At 63.0% G+C, this 24,873-nt stretch carries 33 protein-coding genes; 1 reads left to right on the top strand and 32 read right to left on the bottom strand.

Annotated features, from left to right (window positions below):
• Positions 1-282: 282 nt before the first annotated feature.
• From rpsK to recQ, 31 genes are all read right to left on the bottom strand, one after another.
• Positions 283-684: a 30S ribosomal protein S11 gene (rpsK, locus tag FOB47_RS00835; RefSeq protein WP_023264857.1), complete on the bottom strand. Its 402-nt coding sequence runs from the start codon at positions 682-684 to the stop codon at positions 283-285.
• Positions 685-709: 25 nt separating this feature from the next.
• On the bottom strand, positions 710-1,075 hold the full coding sequence (gene rpsM, locus FOB47_RS00830; RefSeq protein ID WP_006577443.1) for a 30S ribosomal protein S13: 366 nt from the start codon (positions 1,073-1,075) through the stop codon (positions 710-712).
• Positions 1,076-1,094: 19 nt separating this feature from the next.
• Positions 1,095-1,211: a 50S ribosomal protein L36 gene (gene rpmJ / locus FOB47_RS00825; RefSeq protein ID WP_006160433.1), complete on the bottom strand. Its 117-nt coding sequence runs from the start codon at positions 1,209-1,211 to the stop codon at positions 1,095-1,097.
• A 32-nt stretch (positions 1,212-1,243) separates the two neighbouring features.
• On the bottom strand, positions 1,244-1,462 hold the full coding sequence (infA, locus tag FOB47_RS00820; protein ID WP_006577442.1) for a translation initiation factor IF-1: 219 nt from the start codon (positions 1,460-1,462) through the stop codon (positions 1,244-1,246).
• A gap of 22 nt (positions 1,463-1,484) precedes the next feature.
• Positions 1,485-2,828 carry a preprotein translocase subunit SecY gene (secY, locus tag FOB47_RS00815; protein ID WP_023264856.1) on the bottom strand — a complete coding sequence of 448 codons (1,344 nt, stop codon included), beginning with the start codon at positions 2,826-2,828 and terminating at the stop codon, positions 1,485-1,487.
• Positions 2,829-2,874: 46 nt separating this feature from the next.
• Entirely contained in the window at positions 2,875-3,309 is a 435-nt protein-coding gene (gene rplO, locus FOB47_RS00810; RefSeq protein WP_006576228.1) for a 50S ribosomal protein L15, read from the bottom strand.
• A 22-nt stretch (positions 3,310-3,331) separates the two neighbouring features.
• Positions 3,332-3,514 (bottom strand): 50S ribosomal protein L30, encoded by a 183-nt coding sequence (gene rpmD / locus FOB47_RS00805; RefSeq protein ID WP_006576229.1) that lies wholly within the window; start codon positions 3,512-3,514, stop codon positions 3,332-3,334.
• Positions 3,515-3,528: 14 nt separating this feature from the next.
• A complete protein-coding gene (gene rpsE / locus FOB47_RS00800; RefSeq protein ID WP_006576230.1) occupies positions 3,529-4,047 on the bottom strand; it encodes a 30S ribosomal protein S5 in 519 nt (172 codons plus the stop codon).
• Between the two features lie 20 nt (positions 4,048-4,067).
• Complete coding sequence (rplR, locus tag FOB47_RS00795; protein ID WP_053822676.1) at positions 4,068-4,424, bottom strand: 50S ribosomal protein L18; 357 nt, start codon at positions 4,422-4,424, stop codon at positions 4,068-4,070.
• Between the two features lie 11 nt (positions 4,425-4,435).
• On the bottom strand, positions 4,436-4,969 hold the full coding sequence (gene rplF / locus FOB47_RS00790; RefSeq protein WP_053822677.1) for a 50S ribosomal protein L6: 534 nt from the start codon (positions 4,967-4,969) through the stop codon (positions 4,436-4,438).
• 9 nt (positions 4,970-4,978) lie between these two features.
• The gene (gene rpsH, locus FOB47_RS00785) at positions 4,979-5,374 is read right to left on the bottom strand and encodes a 30S ribosomal protein S8 (RefSeq protein WP_006576233.1); all 396 of its coding nucleotides are present in this window, start codon (positions 5,372-5,374) and stop codon (positions 4,979-4,981) included.
• Positions 5,375-5,401: 27 nt separating this feature from the next.
• Positions 5,402-5,707 (bottom strand): 30S ribosomal protein S14, encoded by a 306-nt coding sequence (gene rpsN / locus FOB47_RS00780; protein WP_053822678.1) that lies wholly within the window; start codon positions 5,705-5,707, stop codon positions 5,402-5,404.
• A gap of 9 nt (positions 5,708-5,716) precedes the next feature.
• A complete protein-coding gene (gene rplE / locus FOB47_RS00775; protein ID WP_006576235.1) occupies positions 5,717-6,259 on the bottom strand; it encodes a 50S ribosomal protein L5 in 543 nt (180 codons plus the stop codon).
• 25 nt (positions 6,260-6,284) lie between these two features.
• On the bottom strand, positions 6,285-6,593 hold the full coding sequence (gene rplX / locus FOB47_RS00770; protein ID WP_006576236.1) for a 50S ribosomal protein L24: 309 nt from the start codon (positions 6,591-6,593) through the stop codon (positions 6,285-6,287).
• Between the two features lie 9 nt (positions 6,594-6,602).
• Positions 6,603-6,971 (bottom strand): 50S ribosomal protein L14, encoded by a 369-nt coding sequence (rplN, locus tag FOB47_RS00765; RefSeq protein ID WP_006576237.1) that lies wholly within the window; start codon positions 6,969-6,971, stop codon positions 6,603-6,605.
• Positions 6,972-7,261: 290 nt separating this feature from the next.
• Positions 7,262-7,540 carry a 30S ribosomal protein S17 gene (gene rpsQ, locus FOB47_RS00760; protein WP_006576238.1) on the bottom strand — a complete coding sequence of 93 codons (279 nt, stop codon included), beginning with the start codon at positions 7,538-7,540 and terminating at the stop codon, positions 7,262-7,264.
• Positions 7,537-7,731 (bottom strand): 50S ribosomal protein L29, encoded by a 195-nt coding sequence (gene rpmC / locus FOB47_RS00755; RefSeq protein WP_006576239.1) that lies wholly within the window; start codon positions 7,729-7,731, stop codon positions 7,537-7,539. The genes rpsQ and rpmC overlap by 4 nt, the downstream gene beginning before the upstream one ends.
• 11 nt (positions 7,732-7,742) lie before the next feature.
• On the bottom strand, positions 7,743-8,159 hold the full coding sequence (gene rplP / locus FOB47_RS00750; RefSeq protein ID WP_006576240.1) for a 50S ribosomal protein L16: 417 nt from the start codon (positions 8,157-8,159) through the stop codon (positions 7,743-7,745).
• Positions 8,160-8,161: 2 nt separating this feature from the next.
• Entirely contained in the window at positions 8,162-8,959 is a 798-nt protein-coding gene (gene rpsC, locus FOB47_RS00745; protein WP_023264853.1) for a 30S ribosomal protein S3, read from the bottom strand.
• 9 nt (positions 8,960-8,968) lie between these two features.
• Positions 8,969-9,298, bottom strand: a complete 330-nt coding sequence (rplV, locus tag FOB47_RS00740) for a 50S ribosomal protein L22 (protein ID WP_006576243.1) — start codon at positions 9,296-9,298, stop codon at positions 8,969-8,971.
• A 9-nt stretch (positions 9,299-9,307) separates the two neighbouring features.
• Positions 9,308-9,583, bottom strand: a complete 276-nt coding sequence (gene rpsS / locus FOB47_RS00735; RefSeq protein WP_006576244.1) for a 30S ribosomal protein S19 — start codon at positions 9,581-9,583, stop codon at positions 9,308-9,310.
• 22 nt (positions 9,584-9,605) lie between these two features.
• On the bottom strand, positions 9,606-10,436 hold the full coding sequence (gene rplB / locus FOB47_RS00730; RefSeq protein WP_023264852.1) for a 50S ribosomal protein L2: 831 nt from the start codon (positions 10,434-10,436) through the stop codon (positions 9,606-9,608).
• Between the two features lie 2 nt (positions 10,437-10,438).
• Positions 10,439-10,753 (bottom strand): 50S ribosomal protein L23, encoded by a 315-nt coding sequence (rplW, locus tag FOB47_RS00725; RefSeq protein ID WP_006576245.1) that lies wholly within the window; start codon positions 10,751-10,753, stop codon positions 10,439-10,441.
• Positions 10,750-11,370, bottom strand: coding sequence for a 50S ribosomal protein L4 (gene rplD / locus FOB47_RS00720; protein WP_053822679.1), 621 nt, complete (start codon positions 11,368-11,370; stop codon positions 10,750-10,752). The genes rplW and rplD overlap by 4 nt, the downstream gene beginning before the upstream one ends.
• An 11-nt stretch (positions 11,371-11,381) precedes the next feature.
• Entirely contained in the window at positions 11,382-12,032 is a 651-nt protein-coding gene (gene rplC / locus FOB47_RS00715; RefSeq protein WP_006576247.1) for a 50S ribosomal protein L3, read from the bottom strand.
• Between the two features lie 339 nt (positions 12,033-12,371).
• Positions 12,372-12,680, bottom strand: coding sequence for a 30S ribosomal protein S10 (gene rpsJ, locus FOB47_RS00710; protein WP_006576248.1), 309 nt, complete (start codon positions 12,678-12,680; stop codon positions 12,372-12,374).
• A gap of 84 nt (positions 12,681-12,764) precedes the next feature.
• Entirely contained in the window at positions 12,765-13,955 is a 1,191-nt protein-coding gene (gene tuf, locus FOB47_RS00705) for an elongation factor Tu (protein WP_053822680.1), read from the bottom strand.
• 82 nt (positions 13,956-14,037) lie between these two features.
• A complete protein-coding gene (gene fusA / locus FOB47_RS00700) occupies positions 14,038-16,146 on the bottom strand; it encodes an elongation factor G (protein ID WP_053822681.1) in 2,109 nt (702 codons plus the stop codon).
• Between the two features lie 119 nt (positions 16,147-16,265).
• Positions 16,266-16,736 (bottom strand): 30S ribosomal protein S7, encoded by a 471-nt coding sequence (gene rpsG / locus FOB47_RS00695; RefSeq protein WP_006576502.1) that lies wholly within the window; start codon positions 16,734-16,736, stop codon positions 16,266-16,268.
• A gap of 203 nt (positions 16,737-16,939) precedes the next feature.
• The gene (gene rpsL, locus FOB47_RS00690) at positions 16,940-17,317 is read right to left on the bottom strand and encodes a 30S ribosomal protein S12 (RefSeq protein WP_010810460.1); all 378 of its coding nucleotides are present in this window, start codon (positions 17,315-17,317) and stop codon (positions 16,940-16,942) included.
• Positions 17,318-17,719: 402 nt separating this feature from the next.
• Positions 17,720-19,579 (bottom strand): DNA helicase RecQ, encoded by a 1,860-nt coding sequence (gene recQ, locus FOB47_RS00685; RefSeq protein WP_174779675.1) that lies wholly within the window; start codon positions 19,577-19,579, stop codon positions 17,720-17,722.
• Between the two features lie 385 nt (positions 19,580-19,964).
• On the opposite strand from recQ, the gene FOB47_RS00680 reads away from it, so the two are divergent.
• Positions 19,965-20,405 (top strand): hypothetical protein, encoded by a 441-nt coding sequence (locus FOB47_RS00680; protein ID WP_174779674.1) that lies wholly within the window; start codon positions 19,965-19,967, stop codon positions 20,403-20,405.
• A gap of 117 nt (positions 20,406-20,522) precedes the next feature.
• Here the strand turns inward: FOB47_RS00680 and rpoC are convergent, their stop codons facing one another.
• Positions 20,523-24,773, bottom strand: a complete 4,251-nt coding sequence (gene rpoC / locus FOB47_RS00675; protein WP_053822684.1) for a DNA-directed RNA polymerase subunit beta' — start codon at positions 24,771-24,773, stop codon at positions 20,523-20,525.
• Between the last annotated feature and the right edge of the window lie 100 nt (positions 24,774-24,873).

Raw genomic sequence — 24,873 nt, 5'->3', positions numbered from 1 at the left:
TTTATCTTCCTTACTGATTCGATCGCGGCGCCAGGATCGACGCGCCGCGAGTCCGCCTGCTGCATCCGCCCGGAGGGCGGCGACGGCGAACGGTGGGCTTATCCAACGCGCGCGGCCGGCCGGCTGCGCGCCACACGATGAATTCGCACTGAATTCCGACGATCTGTCCGGCAGCAGCCGCTGACGCGGATGCCTCGCCGACAAAACGCGGCATTCTATCACAACAAGAACGACAGAACCCGCGCCCGGAAAATCCGGCGCGGGTCCGGCAATGCCTGGCGCTTAGATACGGCGGCGCTTCGGCGGACGGCAGCCGTTGTGCGGCACCGGCGTGACATCTTCGATCACCGCGATCTTGATGCCCAGTGCGTTCAGCGCACGCACGGCCGACTCACGACCCGGACCCGGGCCCTTGATGCGCACTTCCAGGTTCTTGATGCCCTGGTCTTGCGCCACGCGGCCGGCGTTCTCGGCAGCAACCTGGGCTGCGAACGGGGTCGACTTGCGCGAACCCTTGAAGCCCTGGCCACCCGAGGTCGCCCACGACAGGGCGTTGCCCTGACGGTCGGTGATCGTGATGATCGTGTTGTTGAACGAGGCGTGGACGTGCGCGATGCCGTCGGCGACGTTCTTCTTGACCTTCTTACGCGCGCGCTGGGCGGCGTTATTCGGACCTTTTGCCATTAGTTATCTTCCTCTGCCTTGGGCGTTACTTCTTCAGAGCCACGCCGGCCTTACGCGGACCCTTGCGGGTACGGGCGTTGGTGCGGGTGCGCTGGCCACGCAGCGGCAGGCCGCGGCGGTGACGCAGGCCACGATAGCAACCAAGGTCCATCAGACGCTTGATGTTCATCGTGGTTTCACGACGCAGGTCACCCTCGACCGTGACCTTGCCCACTTCGTCACGAAGCTTTTCCAGGTCGGCGTCGGTCAGATCCTTGACCTTCTTGTCAAAAGGAACGCCAGTGGCCTCGCAAATCTTGCGAGCGCGCGAGCGGCCGATACCGTAAATCGCCGTCAGGCCGATCTCGGTATGCTTGTGATTCGGGATGTTAACCCCTGCGATACGTGCCATTCGTCAATCCTCTTTACGATTAGCCTTGGCGTTGCTTGTGGCGGGGATCCGACGAGCAGATCACGCGCACGACACCGTTGCGCTTGATAACTTTGCAGTTGCGGCAAATGCGCTTAACAGAAGCCAGCACTTTCATGATTTTCCTCTTCCTTCAATTCCTGTTTCGGCTCACTTCGTCCGGAAGACGATGCGCGCGCGTGACAGATCGTATGGCGTCAATTCGACCGTAACTTTGTCCCCCGGCAGGATACGGATGTAGTGCATCCGCATCTTCCCGGAGATATGGCCCAGTACGACATGGCCATTTTCCAGCTTCACCCTGAAGGTCGCATTGGGCAGGTTTTCGATTACCTCACCCTGCATCTGGATGACGTCGTCTTTAGCCATACCTAGCCTGTCCTGACCCGGCTCAGCGCAAAGTCAGGTTACCTTTGAAATTGGCCTTCTTCAGCAACGACTCGTACTGCTGCGACATGACATAGGACTGAACCTGGGCCATGAAGTCCATCGTGACGACCACGATGATCAGCAGCGAAGTTCCGCCGAAATAGAACGGCACGTTCCAGCGCAGCACCAGGAATTCCGGCAACAGGCAGACCAGTGTGATGTAGATCGCACCAGCCAGCGTCAGTCGCACCAGAATCTTGTCGATATAGCGCGTCGTCTGCTCGCCAGGACGGATGCCCGGAATGAAGGCACCGCTTTTCTTCAGGTTGTCCGCCACTTCCCGGCTGTTGTAAACCAACGCCGTATAGAAGAAGCAGAAGAACACGATTGCCGCAGCATAGAGCAGGATGTACACCGGTTGGCCGGGCGACAACGTCGCGGCCAGGTCCTTGATGAACCTGCCCACGGTGCCGGTCGAATCCGACGTGAACCAGCCCGCGATCGTCGCCGGGAACAGGATGATCGACGATGCGAAGATCGGCGGAATCACCCCTGCCATGTTCAGCTTCAGCGGCAGGTGCGACGACTGGCCGCCGTACACCTTGTTGCCGACCTGACGCTTGGCATAGTTCACCAGGATCTTGCGCTGGCCGCGTTCGACGAACACCACCGCGAACGTCACCGCGATCACGATCGCCACGATGAAGATCGCCGCGATGATGCTCATCGAGCCGGTGCGAACCAGTTCGAACAGCCCGCCGATCGCATTGGGCAAGCCCGCCGCGATACCGCCGAAGATGATGATCGAGATGCCGTTGCCCAGTCCGCGCTCGGTGATCTGCTCACCCAGCCACATCAGGAACATCGTGCCGGTCACCAGCGTGATCACCGCGGTAGCGCGGAACATCATGCCGGGGTCGATCACCAGGCCCGGTTGCGACTCGAGCGCGACCGCGATCGAGAACGCCTGGAAGGTCGCCAGCAGCACGGTCCCGTAGCGGGTGTACTGGGTGATCTTCCGCTGTCCGGCCTGCCCTTCCTTCTTCAGCGATTCCAGCTGCGGCAGCACGATCGTCAGCAGCTGCATGATGATCGACGCCGAGATGTACGGCATGATGCCGAGCGCGAACACGGTGAAGCGCGACAGCGCGCCTCCCGAGAACAGGTTGAACATCCCGAGGATGCCACCCGACTGACTCTGGAACAGCTGCGCCAGTTGCTCCGGATCGATCCCCGGCACCGGAATATGCGCACCGATGCGGTAGACGATCAGGGCCAGCACCAGGAACATCAGCCGGCGCTTGAGGTCGCCGTACTTCGCCGTGTTCCTGGCCTGTGCGCTTGCATTGGGTTTCGCCGTGGCCAAACGATGCTCCGACTTGTGACTCGCCTATGCTGCGAAATCTGCTTACTTACTCCGCGATCTGACCGCCCGCGGCTTCGATCGCTGCCTTGGCGCCAGCGGTGGCACCCAGACCCTTGATCGTCACCTTGCGGGTCAGCTCGCCGGCCTTGATGACCTTGGCGCTCTTGACCAGGTCGCTGACCAGGCCAGCCTGCTTCAGAACCAGCAGGTCGACTTCGGCCGCTTCCAGGCGCTCCAGATCACGCAGCGTGACTTCGGCGGTGAACGCCTTGGTCAGCGACGTGAAGCCGCGCTTCGGCAGACGACGGTACAGCGGCATCTGGCCGCCTTCGAAGCCCACCTTGTGGAAGCCGCCCGAACGCGACTTCTGACCCTTATGACCGCGACCGGCGGTCTTGCCCAGGCCGGAGCCGATACCGCGGCCGACGCGACGCTTGGCGTGCTTCGAACCGGCGGCCGGTTTCAGGTTGTTCAGTTGCATATTGCTCTCCGTTTGCCCAGGCTCAGCCGATGACCTTCACCAGGTACGAGACCTTGTTGATCATGCCGCGCACGGCCGGCGTATCCTGCAGTTCCGACACCGAGTTGAGGCGGCGCAGGCCAAGACCACGGACGGTGGCGCGATGATCCTCGCGCGTGCCGATCAGGCTGCGCACGAGTTGCACTTTTACGGTTTTCTGCGACATTTCGTTCACCTGCCTTAACCGAGGATGTCTTCGACAGACTTGCCACGCTTGGCGGCGATTTCGCCCGGCGTGCTCATCTTCTGCAGACCGTCCAGCGTGGCGCGAACCATGTTGTACGGGTTGGTCGAGCCGTGCGACTTGGTGACGACGTTGGTCACGCCCATCACCTCGAAGATCGCGCGCATCGGGCCGCCGGCGATCACGCCGGTACCTTCCTTGGCCGGCATCATCAGCACCTTGGCGGCGCCGTGCTTGCCAACGACTTCGTGCTGCAGCGTGCCGTTCTTCAGCGGGACCTTGACCATCTTGCGACGGGCTTCGTCCATTGCCTTCTGCACGGCCACCGGCACTTCCTTCGCCTTGCCCTTGCCCATGCCGATGCGGCCATCGCCGTCACCGACCACGGTCAGCGCAGCGAAACCGAGAATCCGGCCACCCTTCACCACCTTGGTGACGCGGTTGACCGAGATCATCTTCTCGCGGAGGCCGTCGTCGCGTTCGTCCTGCTGGACTTTTGCTTGCATCTTTGCCATGACGTATCTCTCTTAAGCGCTTAGAACTTGAGGCCGGCTTCGCGGGCAGCGTCAGCCAGGGCCTTCACGCGACCGTGGAAGCGGAAGCCGGCGCGATCGAACGCCACGGTTTCCACGCCGGCGGCCTTCGCCTTCTCGGCGATGCGCTTGCCGATCACGGTGGCAGCAGCGGTGGTGGCACCGCTGCCGGTCAGTTCCTTGCGCACTTCTGCTTCGACGGTCGAAGCCGACGCCACCACCTGGGTGCCGCACGGCGAGTAGACCTGAGCGTAAATATGCGAATTCGTACGGAACACAGTCAGACGATTGACCTTCAGCTCGGCAATCTTGGCGCGGGTCTGACGTGCACGGCGCAAACGAGCGTCTTTCTTGTTCATCACTGCACCCCTTACTTCTTCTTGGTTTCCTTCAGGATGACGCGCTCGTCTGCGTAGCGAACACCCTTGCCCTTGTAGGGCTCGGGCGGACGGTACGCGCGGACTTCCGCGGCAACCTGACCGACTTTCTGCTTGTCCGCACCCTTGATGATGATCTCGGTCTGCGTCGGCGTTTCCGCCTTCACGCCTTCCGGCATCTCATGGATCACGTCGTGCGAGAAACCAAGCTGGAGCTTCAGCGCAGCGCCTTGCACCTGGGCGCGGTAACCCACGCCAACCAGGGTCAGCTTGCGCTCGAAACCGGTGGTCACGCCCTTGACCATATTGGCCGCCAGAGCACGCATGGTGCCCTGCAGAGCGTTTGCTTCGCTCGATTCGTCGGCCGGCGAGAAGGTCAGCGTCTCGTTCTCGACGTTGGCCTTGACCAGCTTGTGAATCGGCTGGGACAGCGTACCGAGCGGGCCCTTGACGGTGAGCACGCCGGCCGCCACATTCACTTCCGCGCCTTTCGGCAGCGCGATGGGAGCCTTACCTACACGGGACATGGTTACTCCTTACGCGACGTAGCAGATGACTTCGCCGCCCACGCCGGTGGCACGTGCCGCGCGATCGGTCATCAGACCCTTGGGGGTCGAGATGATCGCGACGCCCAGGCCGTTCATCACTTGCGGGATTTCGCTGCGGCCCTTGTACACGCGCAGACCGGGCTTCGACACGCGTTCGATGCGCTCGATCACCGGACGGCCGGCGTAGTACTTCAGACCGATGGTCAGTTGTGCCTTGCCGCCTTCCTCGGCGACAGCGTAGTCGTCGATATAGCCTTCGTCCTTCAGGACCTTGGCGATCGCCACTTTCAGCTTCGACGACGGCATGACAACCGACGCCTTCTGCACGCCCTGGGCGTTGCGGATGCGCGTCAGCATATCGGCGATAGGATCGCTCATGCTCATACTGTTTCTCCTGTAGCCTGTGCGTAATTACCAGCTGGCTTTCGTCAGACCCGGAATTTCGCCCTTGAAGGCGATCTCGCGGATCTTGTTACGCGCCAGGCCAAACTTGCGGAAGGTACCGCGGGGACGACCGGTGATCGCGCAGCGATTGCGCTGGCGGGTCGGATTGGCGTTGCGCGGCAGCTGTTGCAGCTCCAGGCGCGCTTCGTAACGCTCTTCTTCCGACTTCGCTTGGTCGTCGATGATGGCCTTGAGGGCAGCGCGCTTCTCGGCGTACTTCGCCACGAGCTTGGCGCGCTTCTTCTCACGTTCAATCAGAGCCAATTTAGCCACGGTTACCCCTTAATTGCGGAACGGGAACTTGAATGCCGCGAGGAGCTCCTTGGCTTCCTCGTCATTCTTCGCCGTCGTCGTGATGCTGATGTTCAGACCGCGCAGCGCGTCGATCTTGTCGTACTCGATTTCGGGGAAGATGATCTGCTCTTTCACACCGATGTTGTAGTTGCCACGGCCGTCGAACGACTTGCCGGACACACCACGGAAATCGCGCACGCGCGGCAGGGCCACGGTGACGAAACGGTCCAGGAATTCCCACATCCGTTCGCCACGCAGGGTCACCATCGCACCGATGGGATAGCCCTGGCGAATCTTGAAGCCGGCGATGGCCTTGCGGGCCTTCGTCACGACCGGCTTCTGACCAGCGATCTTGGTCAGGTCGCCCACTGCCAGCTCGATGACCTTCTTGTCATTGATGGCTTCGCCCAGACCCATGTTCAGCGTGATCTTGGTGATGCGGGGCACCTCCATGACCGACTTGTAGCCGAACTTCTTCATCAGGGCCGGAACGACCTGTTCTTTGTACTGCTCTTGCAGACGTGCTGCCATGCTCAACTCCTATCCGTGCCCAGAATCAAGCGGCGACGACGGCGCCGGTGGTCTTCAGCACGCGCACGCGCTTGCCTTCCACCAGCTTGATGCCGACGCGCGACGGCTTGCCATTGGCATCCACGAGCGCAACGTTGGAAATATGCAGGGGCATGACCTTGTCGATCACGCCGCCGGTCGTGCCCAGCATCGGGTTCGGACGTGCGTGCTTCTTCGCGACGTTCACGCCCTCGACGGCGACCTTGTCGCCCAGCACGGCCTGGACCTTGCCGCGCTTGCCCTTGTCCTTGCCGGTCAGGACGATGACCTCGTCGCCTTTGCGAATCTTGTTCATGGCGGCTCCTTACAGCACTTCCGGTGCGAGCGACACGATCTTCATGAAACGCTCGGTACGGAGTTCACGAGTCACCGGCCCGAAGATACGGGTGCCGATCGGCTCGAGCTTGTTGTTCAGCAGGACAGCGGCATTGCCGTCGAACTTGACGAGCGAACCGTCCGCGCGGCGCACGCCCTTGGCGGTGCGGACCACGACGGCGTTGTAGATGTCGCCCTTCTTCACGCGACCGCGCGGCGCTGCGTCCTTGACGGTCACCTTGATGATGTCGCCTACGCTCGCATAGCGGCGCTTGGACCCACCCAGCACTTTGATGCACAGCACTTCGCGCGCACCCGTGTTATCGGCCACTTCGAGCCGGCTTTCTGTCTGAATCATGGTGTTTGTCTTCCCAACTTAATCCACCGGGCCCACGAAAAAGGTACGCCCGCCGGTCAGTCTTGGTCCCGTCGGCCACCGGCATTGCGCCAGTCACCGTTTGGGTTGATCAACTTGAAGTCGGTGTGCCAGGCGGTCTGAACGGTGTGACTGTCAGGAGCCGCCAGGCCTGGGGTTCGCTTTAACGGACCGCCCGGGTGGTGTTACAAGAGACGGCCGCAATAAAGCGGAAGTCCAGGATTATAGCACATAATCCTGGACCTGCAAGTCAGCCTGGAACCTGTTGGTTCTTAGATGACGCGCGCTGCTTCGACCAGCCGGGAAACGACCCAGGACTTGGTCCGCGAGATCGGACGGCCTTCCTGGATCTCGACCTTGTCGCCTTCCTTGTACTGGTTGGCTTCGTCATGCGCCTTGTACTTCTTCGAGCGCAGCACGTACTTGCCATACAGCGGGTGCTTGACACGGTTTTCGACCAGGACCGTCACGGTCTTGTCCATCTTGTCGCTTACCACGCGGCCGACCAGCGTACGGCGAAGCGACGATTCCGTTTTTGCAGTTTCAGTCATTTCGAGTTCGCCTTTTCGTTCAGCACGGTATGCACCCGCGCGATGTCCTTGCGCACCTTCTTCAGCTGGCTGGTGTTCTGCAGCTGTTGGGTGGCCTTTTGCATGCGCAGGCTAAATTGGGCCTTCAGGAGCTCGGAGAGCTCCTGGTTCAGGCCTGCGGCGTCCTTGCCGCGAAGTTCGGATGCTTTCATTCCTGCTCTCCTTACGTCCCGACCTGGCGCACCACGAAATTGGTCGCGATCGGCAGCTTGGCGGCCGCGAGGCGGAACGCCTCACGCGCCAGCTCTTCGCTCACGCCATCCATTTCGTACAGCATCTTGCCCGGCTGGATTTCAGCCACGTAGTACTCCGGATTGCCCTTGCCGTTACCCATACGGACTTCGGCAGGCTTCTTCGAGATCGGCTTGTCCGGGAAGATCCGGATCCAGATGCGGCCGCCACGCTTGATGTGGCGGGTCATCGCACGACGTGCCGACTCGATCTGACGAGCCGTCAGACGCCCGCGGCCCATTGCCTTCAGGCCGAATTCGCCGAAAGACACGGCGTTGCCACGGGTAGCCTTACCCGTGTTGCGGCCTTTCTGCTCCTTGCGATATTTTCTGCGCTTCGGTTGCAGCATCGTTATTCTCCACTCTTCGCGTCTGCGCCAGGCGCAGCGCGGCGACCGGCACCTGCGCCACCGCGGCGGTTGCCACCCGGACGGCCTTCACCGTCACGACGGCGACCGTCCGGACGACCCGGGCGACGACGACGTTCGTCTTGCGGCTCTTCCACCACCGGCGCGTCGTTGCGGCCGAGGTGATCACCCTTGTAGACCCACACCTTGACACCGATGATGCCGTAGGTGGTTTCCGCTTCGGAGAAGCCGTAGTCGATGTCGGCACGCAGGGTGTGCAGGGGCACGCGGCCCTCGCGGTACCACTCGGTACGTGCGATTTCGATACCGTTCAGACGGCCCGAGCTCATGATCTTGATGCCCTGGGCGCCCAGGCGCATCGCGTTCTGCATCGCACGCTTCATCGCGCGGCGGAACATGATGCGGCGCTCGAGCTGCTGGGTGATCGAGTCGGCGATCAGCTGGGCATCGGTTTCCGGCTTGCGGATTTCCTCGATGTTCACGTGCACGGGCACGCCCATGCGACGCTGCAGCTCGGCCTTCAGCAGTTCGATGTCCTCGCCCTTCTTGCCGATCACCACGCCCGGACGCGAGCTGTAGATGGTGAGACGGGCATTGCGGGCGGGGCGCTCGATGACGACGCGGCCCACCGAAGCGTTCTTGAGCTTCTTCTTCAGAAAGTCGCGAACTTCGATGTCTTCCTTCAGCATGCCGGCGAACTTCGTGTTGTTGGCGTACCAACGCGAAGCCCAGTTACGGCTGACGGCCAGACGGAAGCCAGTCGGATGAATCTTCTGTCCCATCGTGACTCCTTAGTTGCCGAGCGTCACAGTGATGTGACAGGTTTGTTTCTCGATGCGGTTGCCGCGGCCCTTTGCCCGTGCGGTGAAGCGCTTGAGCGAGGTTGCCTTGTCGACGTAGATCGATTTGACCTTCAGCTCGTCGATGTCGGCGCCTTCATTGTGCTCGGCGTTGGCGATGGCCGATTCGACCACCTTCTTCACGATCCCGGCAGCCTTTTTCGGGCTGAACGTCAGGATGTTGAGCGCGCGCTCGATCGGCAGACCACGGATCTGGTCAGCGACCAGGCGCGTCTTCTGGGCGGAGATGCGGGCACCGCGATGAATCGCTTTCACTTCCATGATGGCACCTTACCTCTTCGCTTTCTTGTCAGCCGCGTGGCCCTTGAACGTGCGCGTCAGCGCAAATTCACCGAGCTTGTGGCCAACCATGTTTTCCGTGACGTACACCGGCACGTGTTGACGGCCGTTGTGGACGGCGATCGTCAGGCCGATGAACTCCGGCAGAATGGTCGAGCGGCGCGACCACGTCTTGATGGGTTTCTTGTCCTTGCCGCTGACAGCCGTTTCCACCTTCTTCAGCAGGTGGGCGTCACAGAAAGGACCCTTTTTTGCAGAACGAGTCATGTGTTTAGCTCCTACCTACCGATTAACGCTTGTGGCGGCGCTGCACGATCATGCTGGCAGTGCGCTTGTTGCTGCGGGTGCGGTAACCCTTGGTCGGGGTGCCCCACGGCGACACAGGATCGCGACCAGCAGCGGTACGGCCTTCACCACCACCGTGCGGGTGGTCGATCGGGTTCATCACCACGCCGCGGACGGTCGGGCGAATACCGCGCCAGCGGGTCGCGCCGGCCTTGCCGATCACGCGCAGGCTGTGCTCTTCGTTGCCCACTTCACCGATGGTGGCGCGGCATTCGATATGCACGCGGCGCACTTCACCGGAGCGCAGGCGCACCTGGGCGTAGACGCCTTCGCGAGCCAGCAGCACGGCGGAACCGCCGGCGGCACGCGCGATCTGGGCGCCCTTGCCCGGCAGCATTTCCACGTTGTTGATCGTGGTACCGACCGGGATGTTGCGGATCGGCAGGTTGTTGCCAGCCTTGATCGGGGCTTCCGAGCCGTTCATCAGCTGCTGGCCGGCAACCATGCCCTTGGTGGCGATGATGTAGCGGCGCTCGCCGTCGGCGAACAGCACCAGCGCGATGTTGGCGCTGCGGTTCGGATCGTATTCCAGGCGCTCGACCTTGGCGGGAATGCCGTCCTTGTCGTTGCGCTTGAAGTCGATCACACGGTAGTGATGCTTGTGGCCACCGCCCTTGTGACGGGTGGTGATGTGGCCATTGTTGTTACGGCCCGACTTCTGGAATTGCTTTTCCAGCAGCGGCGCGTACGGATCGCCCTTGTGCAGGTTGCGGTTGACAACCTTCACCATCGAGCGACGACCCGGGGAAGTCGGCTTGGTCTTGACGAGTGCCATGATTACTTGGCCTCCGCTTCAAAATTGATTTCCTGACCCGGCTTCAGCGACACGTAGGCCTTCTTCACATGGTTGCGACGACCCATGAAGCGACCGAAACGCTTTTGCTTGCCCTTCTGGTTCAGGATCTGAACGGACTGCACCTCGACCTTGAACAGCAGTTCGACCGCCGCCTTCACTTCCGCCTTGTTGGCGTCGCGAGCGACTTCGAACACCACTTGTTCGTTCTTGTCGGCGACCAGGGTTGCCTTTTCGGAAACCACCGGCGCGAGCAGCACCTGCATCAAACGATGATCGTTCTTGGCTACTTGCGTCATTTGAGCAACTCCTCGATCTGCGCGACGGCCGCCTTGGTCACCAGCACCTTCTTGTAGTGCACGAGCGACAGCGGATCGGCGTGGCGCGGCTCGACAACCGCCACGTGCGGCAGGTTGCGCGATGCCAGGTAGAGGTTTTCGTCGAGGTTGTCGGTGATGATCAGCACCGAGTCCAGACCCATGGCCTTGAACTTGTCGGCCAGCAGCTTGGTCTTGGGCGCGTCGACGGAGAAACCCTCCACCACGTTGATACGACCTTCCCGGGCCAGCTGCGAATAGATCGAGCGCATGCCGGCACGGAACATCTTCTTGTTGACCTTCTGGCTGAAGTTCTCTTCCGGCGAGTTCGGGAAGATACGGCCGCCCCCGCGCCACAGCGGCGACGAGGACATACCGGCACGAGCACGGCCCGTACCCTTCTGACGCCACGGCTTCTTCGTTGTGTGCTTGACCTCTTCGCGGTCCTTCTGCTTCCGGTTGCCGCTACGCGCGTTGGCCTGGTAAGCGACGACGATCTGGTGAACCAGAGCTTCGTTGTAATCGCGGCCGAAGACTTCGGGCGAGGCAGCGACGCCCGCACCGATCTGACCGTTGTCCTGGAGGAGCTTAAGTTCCATGTGTCCGCTCCTTAAGCCGCAGCTTTGGCCTTGACGGCCGGGGTAACGATGACTTTGCCGCCCTTCGAACCCGGGATCGCGCCCTTGACCAGCAGCAGCTTGCGCTCTGCGTCGATCTTGGCGATGACCAGGTTTTGGACGGTACGCGTGACGTCACCGAGGTGGCCGGTCATGCGCTTGCCCGGGAACACACGGCCCGGATCCTGCGCCATACCGATCGAACCCGGCACGTTGTGCGAACGCGAGTTACCGTGGGTGGCACGGCCCGACGCGAAGTGGTAGCGCTTGATGGTACCGGCGTAGCCCTTACCGATCGTCACGCCCTGCACGTCGATCTTCTGGCCGACCGCGAACAGGTCGACCGACAGCGTGCCGCCGGCTTGCAGCTCGGCAGCCTTGGCTGCATCCACGCGGAATTCTTTGATGACTTCGCCCGCTTCCACGCCGGCTTTGGCGAGATGACCCGCCAGCGGCTTGGTGACGCGGCTTGCGCGCCGGGCGCCGAAGGTGACTTGCACCGCGGTATAACCGTCGGTCTCGTCCGTCTTGATTTGCGTCACGCGGTTGTCGCCGACCTCGATCACGGTCACGGGAATCGCTTCACCGTCGTCCGTGAAAATACGGGTCATGCCAACCTTGCGACCTACAAGGCCAAGGCTCATGGTTTGCTCCATTCCCGGCTGCGATTGGCCGGGGCTGATTGATACACGAAACGTGTTGAGTGTTTCTGGTGTCGGGGGCTTGCGCAAAAGAGACGGCGCGCGGCCAAAACGGCCAGCCCAATACCCATAGATGGATGGGTAGCCTTACACTATATCGCAGCCCCCTGGAAAGGGCAACTGCAATCTGGCAAGGCGTTCAGCAAACGGGGGATTTGCTGTTGCAACGTGGTTCATACGTCGCTATTTCGGCGTTTCGACACCGAAAAAGGAAAACGGCGAACTCGCGTTCGCCGTTCCACTGCAGAGCGGCCGCAGGCGCGGCCGGTCTCGTCGGATCGATTACACCTTGATCTCGACGTCCACGCCAGCCGGCAGGTCCAGCTTCATCAGCGCGTCGACGGTCTTTTCCGACGGGTCGACGATGTCCAGCAGACGCTGATGGGTGCGGATCTCGAATTGATCGCGGCTGGTCTTGTTGACGTGCGGCGAACGCAGGATGTCGAAGCGCTCGATGCGGGTCGGCAGGGGAACCGGGCCCTTGACGATCGCGCCGGTGCGCTTGGCGGTATCCACGATTTCGGCGGCCGACTGGTCGATCAGGCGATAGTCGAAAGCCTTCAGGCGGATACGGATCTTCTGGTTCTGCATGATTTTTCCTTAAAAGAGCGATGGGCCGTCACCGGCCCGGTGATAGCAGGGACGGGCGGAGGCCGCCCGTCCCGACAGCCTGGCTTAGTCCAGGATCTTGGCGACGACGCCGGCGCCGACGGTGCGGCCGCCTTCACGGATGGCGAAGCGCAGGCCCTCTTCCATCGCGATCGGGGCGATCAGCTTGACGGTGATCGACACGTTGTCGCCCGGCATGACCATTTCCTTGTCCTTCGGCAGCTCGATCGAGCCGGTCACGTCGGTCGTACGGAAATAGAACTGCGGACGGTAGTTGTTGAAGAACGGGGTGTGACGGCCGCCTTCGTCCTTCGACAGGATGTACACCTCGCCGGTGAAGTGCGTGTGCGGCTTGATCGAACCCGGCTTGCACAGCACCTGGCCGCGCTCGACGTCTTCACGCTTGGTGCCGCGCAGCAGCAGACCGACGTTGTCGCCAGCCTGGCCCTGGTCCAGCAGCTTGCGGAACATTTCCACGCCGGTGCAGGTGGTCTTGACCGTCGGGCGGATACCGACGATTTCGATTTCCTCGCCGACCTTGATCACGCCACGCTCGATACGGCCGGTCACCACGGTACCGCGGCCCGAGATCGAGAACACGTCTTCGACCGGCATCAGGAACGTGCCGTCCACGGCGCGCTCCGGCGTCGGGATGTAGGTGTCCAGCGCCTCGGCCAGGCGCATGATCGCCTCTTCGCCCAGGTCGCCCTTGTCGCCTTCGAGCGCCAGCTTGGCCGAACCCTTGATGATCGGGGTGTCGTCGCCGGGGAACTCGTACTTCGACAGCAGCTCGCGCACTTCCATTTCCACCAGCTCGAGCAGCTCGGCGTCGTCCACCATGTCGCACTTGTTCAGGAACACGATGATGTACGGCACGCCCACCTGACGGGCCAGCAGGATGTGTTCGCGCGTCTGCGGCATCGGGCCGTCAGCGGCCGAGCACACCAGGATCGCGCCGTCCATCTGCGCGGCGCCCGTGATCATGTTCTTGACGTAGTCGGCGTGGCCCGGGCAGTCAACGTGCGCGTAGTGGCGGTTGGCCGTCTCGTACTCGACGTGCGCGGTGTTGATGGTAATACCGCGTGCCTTCTCTTCCGGCGCCGCATCGATTTCGTCGTACTTCTTCGCGGCACCGCCGAACTTCGAAGCCAGCACCGTCGCAATCGCCGCCGTCAGCGTCGTCTTGCCGTGGTCAACGTGACCAATCGTACCAACGTTCACGTGCGGCTTGGTCCGCTCGAACTTTTCCTTTGCCATTTTTTTCAGCTCCTAATGGACTGCAGTCTTGTCGATTCATCACGCCGCCGCGCCCTCGCGGGCGAGGCGGCATACAGCTTGGTTACTTGCCCTTGGTCGCCATCACTGCTTCGGCGATGTTCTTCGGCGCCTCGGCGTAGTGCTTGAATTCCATGGTGTAGGTGGCGCGGCCTTGCGTGGCCGAGCGCAGCGCGGTCGAATAACCGAACATTTCCGACAGCGGGACTTCGGCCTTGATGATCTTGCCGCCGCCCACCATGTCGTCCATGCCCTGCACGATGCCGCGGCGGGACGACAGGTCGCCCATCACGGTACCGGTGTAGTCTTCCGGCGTTTCCACTTCCACGGCCATCATCGGCTCGAGCAGAACCGGGCTGGCCTTGCGCATGGCTTCCTTGAAAGCCATCGAGCCGGCCATGCGGAACGCGTTTTCGTTCGAGTCCACGTCGTGATACGAACCGAACGTCAGCGTGACCTTCACGTCCACCACCGGGAAGCCCGCCAGGACACCCGACTGCAGCGTGTCGACGATGCCCTTCTCGACAGCGGGGATGTATTCGCGAGGAATCACACCGCCCTTGATGGCGTCGATGAACTCGAAGCCCTTGCCCGGCTCCTGCGGTTCCAGCGTGATCACGGCGTGGCCGTACTGGCCGCGGCCGCCCGACTGCTTGACGAACTTGCCTTCGACGTCCTCGGCCTTCTTGCGGATGGTTTCGCGGTAGGCCACCTGCGGCGCGCCGATGTTGGCTTCCACGCCGAATTCGCGCTTCATGCGGTCGACCAGGATTTCGAGGTGGAGCTCGCCCATGCCCGAAATGATGGTCTGGCCCGATTCTTCATCGGTACGCACGCGGAACGACGGATCTTCGGCGGCCAGGCGGTTCAGGGCGATGCCCATCTTTTCCTGGTCGGCCTTGGTCTTCGGCTCGACCGCCTGCGAGATCACCGGCTCCGGGAACACCATGCGCTCGAGCACGATCGGTGCCGACGGATCGCACAGCGTGTCGCCGGTGGTGGCATCCTTCAGGCCCACCGCGGCGGCGATGTCGCCAGCCAGCACTTCCTTGATTTCTTCGCGCTGGTTGGCGTGCATCTGCAGAATACGGCCCAGACGCTCCTTCTTCTGCTTCACCGGGTTGTACACGGTGTCGCCCGAATTGATCTTGCCCGAGTAGACGCGGAAGAAGATCAGCTGGCCAACGAACGGGTCGGTCATGATCTTGAACGCCAGCGCCGAGAACTTCTCGTTGTCGTCGGCCTTGCGCTCGAGCTTCTTCTCGTCGTCGCTTTCGTCCACGCCCTTGACCGGCGGAATATCGACCGGCGACGGCAGGAAGTCGATCACGGCGTCGAGCATGCGCTGCACGCCCTTGTTCTTGAACGCGGTGCCGCACAGCATCGGCTGGATTTCGCAGGCGATGGTACGGTCACGCAGCGCCTTGACGATCTCTTCGCGGGTCAGCTCTTCGCCGCCCAGGTACTTTTCCATCAGCTCTTCGCTGGCTTCGGCGGCGGACTCGACCATCTTCTCGCGCCATTCGTCAGCGGTCGCCTGCAGCTCGGCCGGGATGTCCTTGTATTCGAACTTCACGCCCTGGCTGGCTTCGTCCCAGATGATCGCCTTCATTTCCAGCAGGTCGATCACGCCCTGGAAGCCGTCTTCAGCGCCGATCGGCACCACCACGGGCACCGGGTTGGCCTTCAGGCGGGTCTTCAGCTGCTCGTAGACCTTGAAGAAGTTGGCGCCGGTACGGTCCATCTTGTTGACGAACGCCAGACGCGGCACGCCGTACTTGTTGGCCTGACGCCAGACGGTTTCGGACTGCGGCTGCACGCCGCCCACGGCGCAGTACACCATGCAGGCGCCGTCCAGCACGCGCATGGAACGCTCCACCTCGATGGTGAAGTCCACGTGGCCCGGGGTGTCGATGATGTTGAAGCGGTGCTCGGGGTAGTTGCCGGCCATGCCCTTCCAGAAGGCGGTGGTCGCAGCCGAGGTGATCGTGATGCCACGCTCCTGTTCCTGCTCCATCCAGTCCATCGTGGCGGCGCCATCGTGCACTTCACCGATCTTGTGGTTCACACCGGTGTAGAACAGGATGCGCTCGGTGGTGGTGGTTTTACCCGCGTCAATGTGAGCCGAGATACCGATATTGCGGTAACGCTCGATGGGAGTCTTACGAGCCACTTTAATCCTCTAATTCGTCAGTGAGGCGCCGGCATCTCTTCGCCTACGCCCCTAACACAAACGGGCGAGATGTGTAAAAACACAGCCCGCCCGGCAACCAACTGCGAATCCCGCGCGCTTTAGAAGCGGAAGTGCGAGAACGCCTTGTTGGCTTCGGCCATGCGGTGCACTTCGTCGCGCTTCTTCATCGCGCCACCACGGCCTTCCGCGGCTTCGAGCAGCTCACCTGCCAGGCGCAGCGCCATCGACTTCTCGCTGCGTTTTTTCGCGGCCTCGCGCAGCCAGCGCATCGCCAATGCCAAACGACGCGACGGACGGACTTCGACCGGAACCTGATAGTTGGCGCCACCGACGCGGCGGCTCTTCACTTCCACCACCGGCTTCACGTTGTTGATCGCAACGGAGAACACCTCGATGGGGGCCTTGCCTGCCTTCTTTTCGATCTGGTCGAATGCGCCATAAACGATGCGCTCGGCAACCGACTTCTTGCCGTCCAGCATCAGCACGTTCATGAACTTGGCAACTTCGACGTTACCGAACTTCGGATCAGGCAGGATTTCCCGCTTGGGGACTTCACGACGACGTGGCATCTTCTTTCCTTTGGATTCAGTTGAGTGCGGGGTCTTCCGCGCTCCGGCCACCAACTAGCTTGCCTTCCTGCGCTCCGGGCGCGGCAAATTCGCCGGGTGGACCACTTACTCGACGGCACGGCGCAGCAAATGGGCCGTTGTACCGCCGCTTGTTGACAGCAACATGACGCTGGGCGCCAGCCACCATCGCTTGTGTTGCAGGCTTACGCAGCCTTCGGACGCTTCGCGCCGTACTTCGAACGCGCTTGCTTGCGGTCCTTGACGCCTTGCAGGTCGAGCGAACCGCGCACGATGTGGTAACGCACACCCGGCAAGTCCTTGACACGACCACCGCGGATCAGCACGACCGAGTGTTCCTGCAGGTTGTGGCCTTCACCGCCGATATACGAGATGACCTCGAAACCGTTGGTCAGACGCACCTTGGCGACCTTACGCAGTGCCGAGTTCGGCTTCTTCGGCGTGGTGGTGTACACACGGGTGCACACGCCACGGCGTTGGGGGCAGTTCTCAAGCGCCGGGCTCTTGCTCTTGACGACTTCAGAGACGCGCGGCTTGCGAACCAGTTGGTTGATAGTTGGCATTGTTCAATCCAGCTTGGTTTTACAAAAAAACACCGCTTCGACGACGAATCGGCGGCACGCCCGCAAGCGCGACGACGATCGACGAAACGGTAGGACGGGTTTTGGGCGGGAGCAGGCGAGCAGAACGCTCTGGGACGGGACTGTGTGAACAACCAGACTTGCCAAAGAGCGCGAGCTCGCCTGGGATCCCGCTGGCGAAATCAGTCAGGACTGACTGAACTGCCGGGACGATCGTCGGACACCGGGTGCCGAACGACGCGCGAGCGAAATCCGAAGCCAAAAACTCGAATCCGGCATGCTAGCAGCGCACCGATCAACGGTCAAGCGGTTTACCTGCGCGAACATGTCGGCGCGACGGCAGGCGCCGCATTGCGGCGCTCCACCCGCGTGTCGCCCCGCTGACTATGCCTTCTGCAGCACTTCCAGCAATTCGTCGCCATAGCGTTCCAGCTTGGCCGCGCCGATGCCCGGCACCTCGGCCAGCTCCGCCATGCTGTCGGGCGCGCTGCGCGCCAGTTCGGCCAGCGTCGCATCGTGGAAGATCACATAGGCCGGCACGCCATGCTCGCGCGCCGTCTCGGTGCGCCAGCGGCGCAGCGCCTCCCAGTTGGCCAGCTGCTGCTCATCCATCTGGGCGGTATGGTCCACGCGGTTGCCACGCCCGGCCCCTCCCCGTTCGCCGCGCTCGCCGCGCGCCGGCTTGCTGACCTGGCGGCGCAGCGTGATGCTGGTCTCGCCCTTGAGCACCGCCCGCGCCGATTCGCCCAGCAGCAGGGCTCCGTGGCCGCCGTGGTCGATCACCAGCAGGCCGTGCGCGATCAGCTGCCGGAAGATCGCATGCCACTCCGACACCGACCGGTCGGCGCCGATGCCGAAGGTCGACACCTTGTCGTGGCCCCATTGCCGGATCTTCTCGGTCGCGTTGCCGCGCAGCACGTCGATCAGATGGGTGGCGCCGAAGTGCACGCGGCTCGCCTGCGCGGTCCGATAGACGCAGGACAGCGCCATCTGCGCCTCGCGCGTGCCGTCCCAGGTCGCCGGCGGCTCCAGGCAGGTGTCGCAGTTGCCGCAGGGCTCGCTGGATTCGCCGAAATACGCGAGGATGCGCACGCGGCGGCAGCCGGCGGTCTCGCACAGGCCCAGCAGCGCGTCGAGCTTGGCCGACGACACGCGCTTGTGGGTCTCGTCGGCCTCCGACTCGTCGATCATCCGCTTCTGCTGCACGACGTCGCCCAGCCCATAGGCCATCCAGGCATTGGCCGGCAGGCCATCGCGGCCGGCCCGGCCGGTCTCCTGGTAATACCCCTCCATGCTCTTGGGCAGGTCGAGGTGGGCGACGAAGCGGACGTCCGGCTTGTCGATGCCCATGCCGAAGGCGATCGTCGCGACCATCACCAGCCCTTCCTCGTCGCGAAAGCGCGCCTGGTGCTGCTGCCTCACGGCCGCATCCATGCCGGCGTGGTAAGGCAGCGCGTTGATGCCGTGGCCCCGCAGCCAGTCGGCGGTCTCCTCGACCTTGCGGCGCGACAGGCAGTAGACGATGCCGCTGTCGTGGGTGCCGTCCGCGGCCATGTGCTCGGCCTTGATGAAGGCCAGCAGCTGCTGGCGCGCGTTGTCCTTCTCGACGATGCGATAGCGGATATTGGGACGATCGAAGCTCGACAGGAAGACGCGGGCGTCGTGCAGCGCCAGGCGCTCGACGATCTCCTGCCGCGTCACGTCGTCGGCCGTCGCGGTCAGCGCGATGCGCGGCACCTGCGGGAAGCGCTCGTGCAGTACCGACAGCTGGATGTATTCCGGCCGGAAGTCGTGGCCCCACTGCGACACGCAGTGCGCCTCGTCGATCGCGAACAGGCCGACGCGGGTGCGATCGAGCAGATCCTGGAAGCGCGGCGTCATCAGCCGTTCCGGCGCGACGTACAGGATCTCGAGGCGGCCGGCCAGCAGGTCGCGCTCGACCGCCGATGCCTCCGCGCCGGTCAGCGTGGAATTGAGCACCGCGGCGCGCACGCCCGCTTCTGTCAGCGCCGCAACCTGGTCCTGCATCAGCGCGATCAGCGGCGATACCACGATGCCAACGCCATGGCCGGCGCGCTGGCGCAGCAGCGCGGGAATCTGATAGCACAGCGACTTGCCGCCGCCGGTCGGCATCAGCACCAGGCAATCGCCGCCCTCGGCGACGTGTTCGATGATTTCCGCCTGGCGGCCACGGAAGGCGTGATAGCCGAAGACATCCTTGAGTATCGCCAGGGCAGCAGACATAGGAACAGCGGGAAACGGGCAACGTATCGGAAAGGCGTAACCATACCACCGCACCGGCTGGCGATCCCTTCGAATCGTAACGACGCCGGCCGTCGCCGGCGTGGCGTCACGGCTGGCTCGATGCGGGGCCCCCGGGCTGCCACGCGGGTGCGGCGCGCGGAATCAGGCCTTCGCCGTATCACACTCGGACGCCGCCGATTTGCGAATTTCGTCTCGGGCTTGCGTGACATACGGCGAACGATTCGAGAACCCCAAGTCGGCTTCGGAAACCGCAAGACAGCGCCGTCTCGTGGCGACGAACATCTGCCTCGTCCAATCGTTGTGCAAGCAACGATGACGACGATCAGAACCATCGCAGTCTTTTGGAGTTTCCTGGAGCGTTACCATGCTTGTATCCCCCGTTTCCCCTCCCCAACACCCGGTCCAGCCGCTCGCCGCATCAACGCAGACGCCGGAAGTCGGCGGCGCCGCCCAGGCCGTGTCCCTCAGCGCCGGCATCGGCGCCAGCGGCGACCTGGATCTGTTCGCCGCCGCCACGTTCTATCGCGAACAGGCCAATGAACTGGCCAGGCTGTCGCAGCAGAGCGGCAACTACGAAACCGTGACGCTCAGCGACTCGGAGATCAAGTCGCTGCGCAATGCCGGCGTGCCGATCGACGCCTTCCTGAAGCAATATGGCCAGAAGCTGGGTTCGCGTGAATTCGGCATGCTGTCCGATCTGATCATGAAAACGCTGGAGAAGCCGGGCGGCTTCGCCTCCAGCGACGCCGCACCCACGTCGCCGACCGCGGCCACCGCCACCGTCGCAGCGCGCGCCTACGTCTGAGGCGCTGACGGCACGCCGTGTACTGCCGCCGGCTCCGAACAGCGGCGAAAAAAAAGCCCGGTGCGATTTCTCGCACCGGGCTTTTCGCTACGGCTTTACAGCGTTACCGCATCGGCCTCAGACCGCCGGGTTGTCCCCGCCGTTCTCGGTGGTGGCATGCACCTCCGACGGCTCCATGAACAGCGACTGCTCTTCGTCGGAGATCGCCTGGGCGCGTTCGCGCTCGGCCGCCTCGCGCGCCTTGCGGGCGCGGTGGTAGGCCAGGCCCGTACCGGCCGGGATCAGGCGACCCACGATCACGTTTTCCTTCAGACCACGCAGGTCGTCGGTCTTGCCCATGATCGCGGCCTCGGTCAGCACGCGCGTCGTTTCCTGGAACGATGCCGCCGAGATGAAGCTGTCGGTCGACAGCGACGCCTTGGTGATACCGAGCAGCAGGTTCTCGTAGGTCGCCGGACGCTTGCCTTCCGCGATCACGCGGTCGTTTTCGTCCAGCAACTCCGAGCGCTCCACCTGTTCACCCGGGATGAACTTGGTGTCGCCGACATCGACGATCTGCACGCGGCGCAGCATCTGACGCACGATCACTTCGATGTGCTTGTCGTTGATCTTCACGCCCTGCAGACGGTAGACGTCCTGCACTTCATCGACGATGTAGTGCGCCAGCTCCTCGATGCCCTTCAGGCGCAGGATGTCGTGCGGATCCGCCGGACCCTCGACGATCATCTCGCCCTTGTTCACCACCTGACCGTCGTGGACCAGCACCTGCTTTTCCTTGGCGATCAGGAACTCGTGCGCATTGCCGTCGAGGTCGGTGATGACCAGACGCTGCTTGCCCTTGGTGTCCTTGCCGAACGACACGGTACCGGTGACTTCCGCCAGCACGGCGGCGTCCTTCGGCGAACGCGCTTCGAACAGCTCGGCCACACGCGGCAGACCACCGGTAATGTCGCGGGTCTTCTGCGACTCGGTCGGGATACGCGCCAGCACTTCACCGACGTGCACCTGCTGACCATCCTTGACGGTAATCAGCGCGCCGACCTGGAAGCCGATGGTCACGGAGTGGTCCGTGCCCGGAATCTTGACTTCCTGGCCGTTGGCGTCGAGCAGCTTCACCTGCGGGCGCAGGCCCTTGGTGGCAGCCGTACGGCGCTTGGCGTCGATCACGACCAGCGTCGACAGACCGGTGACCTCGTCCATCTGCTTGGCGACGGTCACGCCTTCCTCGACGTTCTCGAACTTGATCGTGCCCGAGTACTCCGACACGATCGGGCGCGTCAGCGCGTCCCACGTCGCCAGCTGCGTGCCCGCCTTGATCGCCTGTCCGTCCTGCACCAGCAGCGTGGCGCCGTACGGGATCTTGTGGCGCTCGCGCTCGCGGCCGTGGTCGTCGGTGATCAGCGCCTCGCCCGAACGCGAGATCACGATCAGTTCGCCCTTGGCGTTGGTCACATAGCGCATCGTCGCGGTGAAGCGCACCGTGCCGGTAGCCTTCGCTTCGACGCTCGAGGCAACCGCCGCGCGCGATGCCGCACCACCGATGTGGAACGTCCGCATCGTCAGCTGCGTGCCCGGCTCGCCGATCGACTGCGCGGCGATCACGCCGACCGCCTCGCCGGTGTTGACCAGCGTGCCGCGGCCCAGATCGCGGCCATAGCACTTGGCGCACAGGCCATAGCGCGTGTCGCACGACAGCGGGGTACGGACCTTGACCTCGTCGACACCGATCTGGTCGATCAGGTCGACCAGATCTTCGTCCAGCAGCGTGCCGGCCTCGATCGCGGTTTCCTGCGTCTCGGGGTTGACCACGTCCGACACCGTCACGCGGCCCAGGATACGGTCGCGCAGCGCTTCGATGACTTCACCGCCCTCGACCAGCGCCTTCATCGCGACGCCGTTGGTGGTGCCGCAATCCTCCTCGACCACCACCAGATCCTGCGTCACGTCGACCAGACGACGGGTCAGGTAACCCGAGTTCGCGGTCTTCAGCGCGGTATCGGCCAGGCCCTTACGGGCGCCGTGGGTCGAGATGAAGTACTGCAGAACGTTCAGGCCTTCGCGGAAGTTCGCGGTAATCGGCGTCTCGATGATCGAGCCGTCCGGCTTGGCCATCAGGCCACGCATACCGGCCAGCTGACGGATCTGCGCCGCGGAACCCCGTGCGCCCGAGTCGGCCATCATGTAGATGGAGTTGAACGACTCCTGCTTGACGGTGTTGCCGTTGCGGTCGACCACGTCCTCGTGCTGCAGCTGCTCCATCATCGCCTTGCCGACCTGGTCGCCGGCGGCGCCCCAGATGTCCACGACGTTGTTGTAGCGCTCCTGGTCCGTCACCAGACCCGACATGTACTGCTTGTCGTATTCCTTCACCTTGGCCGCGGCGTCGGCGATGATCTTTTCCTTCTGCGGCGGCACCAGCATGTCGTCGATCGCGATCGAGATACCGGCGCGCGTGGCCAGGCGGAAGCCCGACTGCAGCAGCTTGTCGGCGAAGATCACCGTCTCGCGCAGGCCGCACTTGCGGAATGCGGTGTTGATCAGGCGCGAGATTTCCTTCTTCTTCAGCGGCTTGTTCAGCACCGAGAACGGCAGGCCCTTCGGCAGGATCTCGGACAGGATCGCGCGGCCGACCGTGGTGGCCTGCAGCGTGACCTTCGGCGCGAAACGCGCGTCGCCCTCGGCGTCCTTGTCGACCAGCTCATACTCGGTGATGCGCACGTTCACGCGCGAAGCCAGTTCGACTTCCTTGTTCTCGTAGGCGCGGATCACCTCGCTGACGTCGGCGAAGGTCATGCCCTCGCCCTTGCCGTTGATCTTGTCGCGGGTGGTGTAGTACAGGCCCAGCACCACGTCCTGCGACGGCACGATCGACGGATCGCCGTTGGCCGGGAACAGCACGTTGTTGGAGGCCAGCATCAGCGTGCGGGCTTCCATCTGCGCTTCCAGCGACAGCGGCACGTGGACGGCCATCTGGTCGCCGTCGAAGTCGGCGTTGAACGCCGCGCAGACCAGCGGATGCAGCTGGATCGCCTTGCCTTCGATCAGCACCGGTTCGAAGGCCTGGATGCCCAGGCGGTGCAGCGTCGGCGCGCGGTTCAGCATCACCGGGTGCTCGCGGATCACCTCTTCGAGGATGTCCCACACGACCGGCGTCTGGCTCTCGACTTCCTTCTTGGCCGCCTTGATCGTGGTGGCGATGCCCATCGTTTCCAGCTTGTGGAAGATGAAGGGCTTGAACAGCTCCAGCGCCATCAGTTTGGGCAGGCCGCACTGGTGCAGCTTCAGCGTCGGACCGACCACGATGACCGAACGGCCGGAGTAGTCGACGCGCTTGCCCAGCAGGTTCTGACGGAAACGACCGCCCTTGCCCTTGATCATCTCGGCCAGCGACTTCAGCGGGCGCTTGTTGGCGCCGGTCATCGCCTTGCCGCGACGGCCGTTGTCCAGCAGCGAGTCGACCGCTTCCTGCAGCATGCGCTTTTCGTTGCGGACGATGATTTCGGGGGCCTTCAGCTCGAGCAGGCGCTTCAACCGGTTGTTGCGGTTGATCACGCGGCGATACAGGTCGTTCAGGTCCGAGGTCGCGAAGCGGCCGCCGTCCAGCGGCACCAGCGGACGCAGTTCGGGCGGCAGCACCGGCAGCACTTCGAGGATCATCCACTCGGGCTTGATGCCCGAACGCTGGAAGGCCTCGAGCACCTTCAGGCGCTTGGCGTACTTCTTGATCTTGGCTTCGGAACCGGTGGCCTGCAGCTCGGCGCGGATCTGTTCGATCTGCTTCTCGATGTCGATGCCGCGCAGCAGCTCACGGATGCCCTCGGCACCCATCATCGCGACGAACTCGCCCTCGCCGTACTCCTCGCACTTCGCGATGTAGTCGTCCTCGGACATGATCTGGCTCTTCTTGAGCGGGGTCATGCCGGGCTCGAGCACCACGAACGCTTCGAAATACAGCACGCGCTCGATGTCGCGCAGCGTCATGTCGAGCACCATGCCCAGACGCGACGGCAGCGACTTCAGGAACCAGATGTGCGCGGTCGGCGCGGCCAGTTCGATATGGCCCATGCGCTCGCGGCGCACCTTCGCCAGTGTCACTTCGACGCCGCACTTCTCGCAGATCACGCCGCGATGCTTCAGGCGCTTGTACTTGCCGCACAGGCACTCGTAGTCCTTGATCGGACCGAAGATCTTGGCGCAGAACAGACCGTCGCGCTCGGGCTTGAACGTGCGGTAGTTGATGGTTTCCGGCTTCTTGACTTCGCCGTACGACCACGAACGGATCTTCTCGGGCGAGGCCAGCCCGATCTTGATCGCGTCGAACTGCTCTTCCTGCTGTACCTGCTTAAAGAGATCGAGCAATGCTTTCATTGCAACTCCTTGTTTCGCCGCCGGCCCGAGGTAACGGGCCGCCGGCATTCATCCTGTGGGAAATCCGCCGGAGACGGCTTCACTGCCGTCTCCGTTTCGA

Origin of the sequence: Cupriavidus gilardii (assembly GCF_013347325.1) — a bacterium.
Lineage (GTDB): Bacteria > Pseudomonadota > Gammaproteobacteria > Burkholderiales > Burkholderiaceae > Cupriavidus > Cupriavidus gilardii.
Note: the sequence above shows the minus strand (reverse complement) of the source record. Positions and strands in the feature narration are given on the sequence as shown.